At 54.1% G+C, this 10,247-nt stretch carries 3 protein-coding genes and 3 pseudogenes; 2 read left to right on the top strand and 4 right to left on the bottom strand.

All coding sequences use genetic code 11. The features are described from left to right. Positions 1-606, top strand: a 606-nt coding sequence (locus AKV04_RS11265; RefSeq protein WP_156317491.1) for an IS30 family transposase, incomplete at its 5' end; no start/stop codon positions are given. 7 nt (positions 607-613) lie between these two features. On the opposite strand, the pseudogene AKV04_RS11260 reads toward AKV04_RS11265, so the two are convergent. From AKV04_RS11260 to AKV04_RS26495, 4 genes and pseudogenes are all read right to left on the bottom strand, one after another. Continuing rightward, positions 614-874 (bottom strand): annotated as a pseudogene (locus tag AKV04_RS11260) (transposase); the annotation flags it as partial. A 174-nt stretch (positions 875-1,048) separates the two neighbouring features. After that, entirely contained in the window at positions 1,049-2,569 is a 1,521-nt protein-coding gene (locus AKV04_RS27715) for a calcium-binding protein (RefSeq protein ID WP_156317490.1), read from the bottom strand. A 256-nt stretch (positions 2,570-2,825) separates the two neighbouring features. Beyond that, on the bottom strand, positions 2,826-8,633 hold the full coding sequence (locus tag AKV04_RS11250; protein WP_156317489.1) for a beta strand repeat-containing protein: 5,808 nt from the start codon (positions 8,631-8,633) through the stop codon (positions 2,826-2,828). 71 nt (positions 8,634-8,704) lie between these two features. Continuing rightward, positions 8,705-8,851: pseudogene (locus tag AKV04_RS26495) on the bottom strand (IS3 family transposase); the annotation flags it as partial. 711 nt (positions 8,852-9,562) lie between these two features. Between AKV04_RS26495 and AKV04_RS27115 the strand changes: the two are divergent. Further along, positions 9,563-10,247, top strand: a pseudogene (locus AKV04_RS27115) (IS3 family transposase); the annotation flags it as partial.

Raw genomic sequence — 10,247 nt, 5'->3', positions numbered from 1 at the left:
GCCTTACGACAGCACAAACCTTCCCGCGGACTGCGGCGAACAACGCTGGCGGGCGGCTCCATCGCCCCGGAATCATTGAGGATCATCCACCGCCCCGAAGAGATCGAGGCCCGTCTGGTGCCCGGCCACTGGGAAGGCGATCTGATCAAGGGCGCCTTCAACCGCTCGGCGGTGGGCACGGTGGTCGAGCGCAAGACCCGCTTTCTCATTCTCAGCAAAATGCGCGGCTGCACCGCTGACGCGGCGTTGGAGGGGTTTACCCGCCAGATGAAACGCCTGCCTGCCGTGCTGCGCCGGTCGATGACTTACGACCGGGGCAGCGAGATGGCCTGCCACCCGGAGCTGGCGCGTCGACTGAAGATCGACATCTGGTTTTGTGATCCGCATGCCCCCTGGCAGCGCGGCAGCAATGAGAACACCAACGGCCTGCTGCGCCAGTTCTTCCCCAAGGGCACCGATCTGAGCACCATCAGCCAGACCGAACTCAACGACGTGGCGCGCATGATGAACCAGCGACCCCGCAAAACCCTCGGATGGAAAACACCCGAAGAAGCCATGGCCGAAGAACTCGCGGCCTTCAGATCAAACGTTGCACTTGAAAGTTGAATCCGCCCTTTCGGCGGATCACGTCCTGCAGCATCTCCCGATCCAGCGTCAGGTCGGCCACGGTCTTCTTCAGCCGACCATTCTCGTCTTCGAGTTGCTTGAGCCGTTTCATCTCGGTCGGCAACAGTCCGGCATACTTCTTCTTCCAGTTAAAGTAGGTCGCCGGGCTAATCCCGGCTTTGCGGCAGATCTCAGCCACCGGCGTGCCTTCCTCGCCCTGTTTAATGATGAACGCCTTCTGCGCGTCAGTGAATTTCGATGCTTTCATCCGATTCCGCTCCTCTCCCAGCCAAGAAAACGTAGCGGAAAACTCCAGCTTCAAACGGTCCAGTTTGCGGGGATCAGATCAAACCTCCATGCACCATAGCCCTGCCATGGCCCAGTGCGCTGTAGGGTCACATCACCAAACCGTGTGAGCAAAAAATCTGGGACCCACATTCTCTCAGATGAATACAAAATCTGATTCACCGATGTCACCAGAGATAACATTATAGAGCTCGATGGTAACATTTGAAAACTGAATTAAGGTGCTGTCGCCCGCACCAGACCCACTTGTTATTGTAAGGTCCGACATGCTTTCAGCCCCAGTAACTATTTCGATCTTATCTACGCCGACTTGAAAATCCGCAATCGTGTCGTGACCGTCATTACTTCTAAAAACAAATATATCGGCGGACAGCGGAGCATATTCATCCCAATAATCGTCTCCGGAAAGATTGTCATTGCCCGTGCCTCCCATCAAGCGATCACTACCATCACCACCGTCCATACTATCGGAACCACCACCACCCAAAATTAAGTCAGCGCCGCGCCAACCAGCTATGTAATTAGCAGTCGAGTTACCCGTGATAGTGTCGTTGCCACCACCGCCAGATACGTTCTCAATACTCACAAAGGTATCGTTGCCCGACCCGGTGTTTTGTGCGCCGGTTAAGGACAAATTAATTGCCAATCCCGCCTTGATAAATTCATCGAAGTAAACGGTGTCAGTGCCCGTCCCGCCACTAAACAAGTCATTGCCGCCATACAAATCAAACGTATCGTCACCGTTTCCGCCGTAAAGTTTGTCGTTCCCCAGAGCACCTTCCAGGTAATCGCTCCCATCGAGGCCCGTCAAGGTATCGTCACCGAAGCTGCCGTTTAACTGATTATCTGTTACTGACCCTGTGAGGCTATCATTTCCAGATCCACCTATGACATTTTCGATGCTGACAAGTGTATCTGTGCCATAGCCAATTCCAATTACTTGCGCTCCCACAAGTGATAGATTCACTTTAACTTTGGTAGAGCCAAGATACTCTGCAAAATCTTGCCCGCCGCCACCATTTAGCAGGTCATTTCCCGCACCGCCACTCAGCTTATCGCTCCCAAATCCTCCAAAGATTCGATCATTTCCGACGCCTCCGCTTAGATAGTCTCCGCCGAGGCTATCGCCGTCACTCCAAGAGCAGCCAATTAGCGTGTCGTCGCCAAAGCCGCCAGAAAGAGTATCCCGATCAAAATCGCCACGCAAAGAAGCTTCGCTTGCATAAAGGATATCATTGCCCGCATGGCCGTAAACCATGTCGCTGCCCGCGTAACCCATCAAAGTATCGCCAAAACTGCTACCATGCACCGCATCATCGCCGCGCAGGACTTTCCTCATCGCAATTTCGTCCCAGCCAAGTAGGATTAGGCGCTGCAAATATTCGAAATCCAATTGCATCCCTTCTATCCTGACAATTTCGTTTGGATAGGGAAGGCTGGAATCGGCAAAGTATAGCTCCCTTACCTCACCTGATATCTCGCCCGATGGGCTGTAAGAGAACCACCCGGAATACGTACTCACCAAGGAGCCAACAGTTAGCTCGAAACTGTACGGATCTGTACCGCCGCCGAGTTGATCGCTGCTAAACGTGCCACCTATTCCCCATAGCGCCGAGCTCGACATATCATAGGCTTGTTCCAAAACTACTCTTGCCATAAACTTATCCCCGCTTATCAAAATATCATTACAAGCTCGCCAATTGGAAAAGCTTCTGCCAAGCGTTGCACGACTATTCGGAATTGCCAACTGTTTCTGCTAGATTCCAGATTTTGGTAACGAGGGCGTCTCCGTTAAACCTCGCTCTGTATGCTACATGGCGCTTGGGTGTTCGATCAAACACCCAAGGGCCGTCGGTCCAGAACCCGGCCATTAAGCACAGCAACCTGACCCAATAGCCAATCGGACTGGGCACTTAAATCACAAAAAAATCCACATTTGTTATTTCGAGCCCGGTGCTGAGACGCGCGAATTGCACACGCGCACCGGCTCCCGCGCCATCGGCGTCAAAATACAAGTTACCTGTGTCCGTCTCATAGATGATGCGGTCTGATGTATCGCTCGCAAGCCCTGTTGCGTTGGCTATGAAGGCCGTAGCCGTCAGAGTGCCCGCAGCGAGTCCTGTAAAGACCGTATTCTGAATTTGGATCGTGTCATCTACCACGTTGAAATCGATGACTCTGTCGATATTTCCCACAGCGAATGCCGAGCTGAAAACAAATGTATCTGCACCGTTGCCGCCGGTTAGGCTGTCGTTGCCACCCCCGCCATTAATCACATCGTTGCCGATACCGGCACTTAGGCTATTGCTCAAGGCATTCCCCGTTAGACTGTCATTGCCATTACCAGAGGTGACATGCTCAATGCTGACCAACGTGTCCAAACCGTAACCGGTGTTCTGTGCTGCAGTCAGGTTCAGGTTCACGACTGCCGCCAAGGCCCCAATGAAGTAGGCCCTGTCACCCCCGGCCCCGCCGTCAATTCGATCATCGCCCAGTCCGCCGGTCAGCAAGTCATTGCCGTTACTCCCCAGAAGACTATCATTGCCTGAACCGCCGTCCAGCGCGTTGGCAGATGCATCCCCAATCAGGTTGTCGTTTCCGCTACCCGAGGTAATGTTTTCAATGGCAACCAGCGTGTCCGTGCCATAGCCCGTGGCCTGTGCCACAAGCACTGAGAGATTCACCGTCGCAGCTGCCGTGCCAGTGAAATAAGCTCGGTCGATCCCGGCACCGCCGTCGATACGGTCATTGCCCGAGCCACCAATCAGAAGGTCATTGCCAAGGCCGCCAAATAGTAAGTCGTTGCCGCCTCCGCCGTAGAGATTGTCATTGCCCCCTCCGGACGTGAGAATATTCGCAATAGAGTTTCCCGTCAGGCGGTCGTTCCCTTCGCCCGAAGTCAGGTTTTCGATGTTCAGAATGATGTCGCTGCCGAAGCCGGTAATTTGGGCAGTCGTAAGTGTAAGGTTGACTGTTGCCGCATCAGTCCCGTTTGAGAACACGGCTGTGTCATTTCCGAGGCTGCCATCGAGAAGATCATCTCCGGCACCACCTTCAAGAGTGTCAGCGCCCGAGTCGGCGTAGAGGCCATCATTGCCAGCGCCGCCGATCAGCACATCATTGCCGAAACCCGCCGATAGGAGGTTTGCCAGCGCATTACCGGTCAATATGTCGTCTCCTGAACCTGAGGTGACATTTTCGATGTTCTGCAAGGTGTCGGAGCCATAGCCAGTATTTTGGGCAGTGGTGAGTGTCAGGTTTACGACCACATTGGCCGCACCCTGGAACAGCGCGGTGTCGGTGCCATCACCGCCGTTAATCAGGTCGTTCCCGCTGCCACCGGTCAGATCGTCATCTCCGGCTCCGGCGAACAGCATGTCATTGCCATCACCGCCGGCCAGCATGTCATTGCCGTCGTCGGCGTCGAGCCTGTTGTTGAGCGCATTGCCTGTCAGCACGTCGTCGCCGCCGCCAGAGATAACATTCTCGATGTTCAACAGGGTATCGATGCCAAAGCCGGTGGTTTGTGCCACCGTGAGCGAGAGATCTAACGTGACTGGAGAGATACCTGTGAAGATCGCTGTGTCCAGTCCGCCCCCGCCATCCAGCAAATCGTTTCCAGCGCCGCCCACAAGGCTGTCATCACCGTTACCGCCATAGAGACTGTCGTTGCCCTCCTGACCCTCCAACAGGTTGGCCGCCGTATTGCCCGTGATCTTGTTGTCAAAGGCATTGCCAATCCCGTTAATCTCCAACGTACCCGTCAGCACAAGATCTTCAACTAGAGGCGTCAATGTGAAGCTGACAGACGATAGGACTTTGTCATGTCCTTCGTTGGCAAACTCCACGACAATGTCGGCAGCGTTGTCGACGACAAAGGTGTCATTACCGTTGCCGCCATACATGATATCGAAACCGGACCCACCATTCAGCGTGTCATTGCCGATACCGCCATAAAGATCGTCTGCGCCAGCCAAGCCAAATAGCTGGTCGTTGCCACCGAGCCCGCCAATCTGATCAGCGCCCGTTGTGCCAGTTAGCGTGTCGTTGGCGGCATCGGTTCCGTATTTGCTGAATTGGCTGGCCGGATCGAAGACGAAGCCAACATGCGTCCCGCTGGCATCGTTTGTCACAACCAGAGACATTCCGGCACCGCTACCAATCAGACTGATCGTCGCGTCAGTCACCCCATCCAGATTCAAATCAATTGTCAGCGTGTAGTTCACTGTTTGCCCTAACGCCGTGGCCCCCAGCCGCGATCCACCTGTGCCCACTGCAGCGATCAATCCGAAGCTCGCGTAGTTCAAGACCGAGCCTGCAATATCGATAAGATCTTCCGCACCCGCGCCAATAATGTTGACAGAGCGATCTATGAAGCTTGTTGCGGTACCGCGCACATGGTCGATCACGTCCAATCCAGTGGACACCAAGGCTACACCGCCAGCCACCACCGACTGGATGCCATGATAGATGACTCCTGTCGCGACTTCGACCATCGTCGTGGGACGCCAGACTGACCCATCTGGATTGACGAAACGCTCGACGAATCCTTGGCCATTGAACGTCCGAGAGTCGTAGTAATCTACGATGTTGACGGAAGCGCCGAGGCTGCCGATCGTGATCGAAAGCGAGTCCGCGAAAAACATACCGCGTCCGCGCACGAAGCCGGTTATGAACCCCTGCCCGAGGAGGTAGAGTGAATCCGTGCCGCCGAGGTCCGAAATCGTTGTGTTTGATCCTGCAGCGCCAGAGGCGAAGTAGGCGTCGTTTCCAAGCCCCCCGAGAAGGATGTTCGTGCCTGAACCGCCGTTGAGGCGGTCATTGCCGGTGGTGCCGATCAAAACATCCTGACCCCCGCCTCCGTTCATATCAACGCCGCGCCCACGCCTGTCTAGCGTGCCAATCATCAGATCGTTCCTCCCCGATCCGACCAGCACGCGCCCAAGATCTGGGTCGACCAGAATCGAGATGTCTTCCGTGGCGATTACTTGAGTGGCGGCAGTGGACGGCAAACCCATCACTATTGCAATCTCATCTCGCAGGTCGAAGAAGGCCTGCGTCCAAGTGTTGCCAGAAGAAAATGCTGCCGGGGTCAAGCGCATCCATTCGCTATGTGCGCCCACCTGAGACATACCCAAGGCGGTTCGATAATCGACAGTATCCGAGAACAACGCCCGTTCCGCCGACTCTACAAAATACTCCGAAATGATCGGCATGATCTGGGCATCAAATCCGCCATCTCCAAGAAATCCGTAATCCCCAAGCCCAAAGGCCAGATGGCTCATCGGTGCCAGGAGATACTCTGCATCACTCATCAACGGCTGGAGCACATTCTCCATGCCTGAAATGGTGTCATCCCCGATGGCCAATACCATGTTGGTGAACATGCTGGCAGCATCAAGATGGGCGTAATCTGCTACCCCCGTTGCCATGGCACCGTTACGTGCGAGATCGTCATTGTAGAAAGCAGCCAGAAAACCGGTGGCATTTTTATAGGCTCCGTCGGCAAAATTCAGCACTTTGTCCCCATAGAGGATCAATTGCATAAGCGACATGCTGTGCTGCTGGGCGGGTGATAGGCCCGAAGTTCCAACCCCGAGTTCGGCAAGTGGAGTGCCATCGATCCTCGCATCGCCCCACCGCTCAATCGCATATGTCGTCAGAGCCTCAACCAAAACTGCCTTGGTGAATCCAAGAACATCCTGGGTGATCAGCGAGGTAAACATGTCGACCAGCGCGCTGCGTTGATGGTTTATTGCAAAATCCTTGGCCGCCTGAACGTAATGCCCCAAAATCTCGTCGACAACGCGGTCGCTGACCAGATGCGTGAAGTCCGTGGTCCCGTTAGGAAGGAAGCCGGTACCGGTATGTTCGACATGGGAGTCGAGATAATTGTAGGCCTCGTTCGTTGGCCCTGCGTCAAACACCATCGCCTGCAACCCGGTGATACCGGACATGTAGCCCGCCACGATACCGCCCAACGAATGACCGGTAAAGGCAATGTCTTTCGGCGAAACCCCGGTGGCAATGATGGCCTTGTAGAAATCTACGGCCATTTGCAGGTAAGAAACCGTGTTGGCCCAGCTGGTTGCACCGGTGCCCGACAGACCCAGACCAAGCGGGATTGACGTATCGAGCAACTCGATTGGGATACCTGCCACCAAGACTGGACCGTCGGTGCCGCGATAGGAAATGACGATCCGTCCAGTTGCTGACTCCATATAGGCTGTAGCCTGAAACCCAGGAACTGCCGAGCTGTTAAAAGTCGTTACCACCGCTGCGCCAGAGTCCGTTTTCGGAATTCCACCTTGCCCGTCATAAGTCGTATAAATCGCCTCCCAACCATCGGGCGGACGGATTACCCCGGCACCAGCAAAGCCGGGCAAATCTCCGTTATACCCGTCATTCGCTAAATGAGCGAAAAGTATAAGGTCATGGGGCACCGCAAAAACAAAATTCCACGCCAGTCCGGGGATCAGGGACAGGTTATACGAAACAATCCCAGTCCCCGAACCATCTGCCCCGGTTACTAATAGCTCCAATTTACCATCATCAAGTAGCCTAGCGCTGAAGAAATCCCCAAATTCTATATGGGTCGTTCCAAGGGAAGCACCATGGAGGTCATAAGCAGTCACAAGAGTACTCTCTGAAGCAATCATATCAAGCACCAAAACGCTGCCACCGTCTAAGGCCAGAATACGGTCGTTGAAGTATTCGCTGTCCAAAAAGGAGTGACGTCCCGAAAAACGAACACTGCCATCCACGTTGAATATGACAATGCCTTCCGCAAGAGAATACCCGTCCGAAGTTTTTTCGTCAGAGGGAAAATGAACTAGATACCCTCCGTCAGACATTTCAATTTCCGAGATTCCGAAAAAAGCCCGATATGCATCGTGCCCCAATCCGACTTGGATCTCGTTTGAAATAAAGTTTCCGTCCTCATCGATGATGCGAGCAATCATCGGCTGGACCCAGCCCTCGGCTTGCTCACGAGCAGTCTCCGCCCAAACAGCCAAAATATCTCCATTGGCCAAAGTATGAGCCGTGAATGAGTCTCCATCGGTGTGCATGCTGATGAAAACTGGCGAGCCAACCAGTTGGCCATACGAGTCAAACTTCCGATAAATTACCTGGTCGGTATCACCAGAAGGGGGTCCAAGCGCAGCAAAGCCGCCGCCCTTTAGGGCGAGAAGATGGGGTGGGTAGCTCTCTGATTGAAATAAATCACCAACGGATAATATTAAACCCTGCGGAGTATAAATCACGGTAGATACAGAGGATGGGTTGAAGCCGCTTACGGAAGCAATCAGCAGGTTGCCGTTATCGAGCGTCAGTTCGATTGTGTTATCGTATCTAGGCGGTTCGGCAGCGACGGTAAATTGCACTGAACGGGGGTTGCCAAAAGCATCAAAAAAACGCCCGACGTCCGATATGTGAGATTCTGAAGTGTCTGCGTCGAATTTTATTTGACGCCAAGTTGCTACGAAGCCGCCGCTCTCAAGTGCCTTTACATCTATGTAGGAATCATAACCATACTTTACATCTTCTGCAATTGTGAATTGATGCCCGACAGGCAATCCGTCACTATCAAGCAATCTTCCGACAAGGCGCGACTTACCCGGAAGATAATCCTTCCAGAACGACAGGGTCAGTCCGTTATCCAGCCCAATCGAACCCAAGCCACTTTGGTCCCCAGCTGTTACTTCATTTATGATCAGCATAAATTCATGTTTCCCCAGTAAAGTAGTGCTTCGGCAATTCCGCCATTTCTAATAATCTGCATTATCAGTGCTCACGCAGCCATTTTAAGATTCTGTGTGGGTGTTATGCCGCCGATGCCTATGTTCGGGCGGTCTCTATTGTAAGTCCCTAACCATGGCGTAGCCCCGTGCTCCTCGATGCTTTCGAAGATGTGTCGGTCCGGCCATTCGTGCCTGACGGCGGAGTATAGCGCTCAATTTAGGTGTTCTGCTGAGGCGAAAAGATTGCTCAGCCAAGGCGCCAAAGACGCGTCGCGATCGAGTGGGGAGGGACAGTGCCAAGTGATCTCCGAAATGCGTTCTCAAAAAAAAAATCGACATCGCTACCCATTCGTCCTTAATTATCCAGTCTATTTATTCTCGGTCGGCGCAGTGCCGTCGGGCGTGTCGCAGAGGATCGGGCTGGCGCGCCTCCTTCGCCGAGGAAATTATTCTATTCGAAATGGTAACTTGATAATTGCCTTTCTCAAAGAATAATTTTTGGCCCGAGCCGTTACCCTTCTGACTCGGGATACTTTCGTGGGCAATATGCCTCGTGGCAAACCGGAATCGCGTTACGCTTTCTGGATGCTTGCTGGTGGACTTAGCAACTGTACATGGGCGTCTTTGCCCGGATGATGGAAGGGTTGCCCGCATGATCGCGGGCCTTCGAGGTCCCCACGGGACGCGGTTCCGCTGATGCCCTGCTCAAGACTGATGCCGATTGCATCGAGCACGCCAATGAGATGGGCACATCGGAATTGCATTGAACCGACGTCATGTTGGCGGCCATCGCGCCGACCACGGACCGAAGCATGCAACCGGGTCGACCTCAGGCGAAGGCTGCCGATTGAATAGCCCCTAGATTTGTAGACGCCTTGCTTGGTAATTTTGGAAGCAAGGAGGACGATATGTCCACGAACAAATTCACAGATGAGTTCAAGCGCGATGCGGTCGCACAGGTCGAGGATCGGGGCTACCCGGTGCGCGAGGTGGCCGAGCGATTGGGGGTCAGCACCAAGTCGATCTACACATGGCAGAAGCAGTTTTCGCGGCCCGCAAAGGTGATCCAAGAGGTCGATGCGCAAGCTGATGAGATCCGCCGGTTGAAGCGAGATCTGCTGCGGGTCACGGAGGAACGGGACATCCTAAAAAAGGCGACCGCATACTTCGCCAGGGAATCCCGGTGAGGTATGCGTTTATCGCCGAACACCGGCCAATCTTTGCCGTCAGGGCTATGTGCCGGATGCTGTCCGTTCATCCGAGCGGCTTCTATGCATGGCTGCGTGAACCTTTTTGTCAGCGTGCGCTGGAGGATCAGCGCCAAACGGTGCTGTTGAAGCAGGCTTGGGATGACAGCGGCGAGGTCTATGGATACCGCAAGTTGCATGATGATCTGTGCGACATGGGCGAAGACATCAGCCCCAACAGGGCTTGGCGTTTGGCGCGTCTAGCAGGGATAAGGGCCCAGATTGGTTACAAAAAGAAGCCTGGCTCTTACGGCGGCAGCCCTGCGGTCGTGGCCGACAACACCTTGAACCGAGAGTTTGATGTCGACGCTCCGGACCAGTTCTGGGTCACAGATATCACCTACAT

The sequence above is a fragment of the Cypionkella psychrotolerans genome (assembly GCF_001294535.1).
GTDB lineage: Bacteria > Pseudomonadota > Alphaproteobacteria > Rhodobacterales > Rhodobacteraceae > Cypionkella > Cypionkella psychrotolerans.
This window is presented reverse-complemented; position numbering and strand designations above follow the sequence as displayed.

Excerpts from the sequence above, each read along its gene's own strand:
- AKV04_RS11250 (WP_156317489.1), bottom strand. The coding sequence starts at position 8,633 with ATGCTGATCATAAATGAAGTAACAGCTGGGGACCAAAGTGGCTTGGGT.
- AKV04_RS27715 (WP_156317490.1), bottom strand. The coding sequence starts at position 2,569 with ATGGCAAGAGTAGTTTTGGAACAAGCCTATGATATGTCGAGCTCGGCG.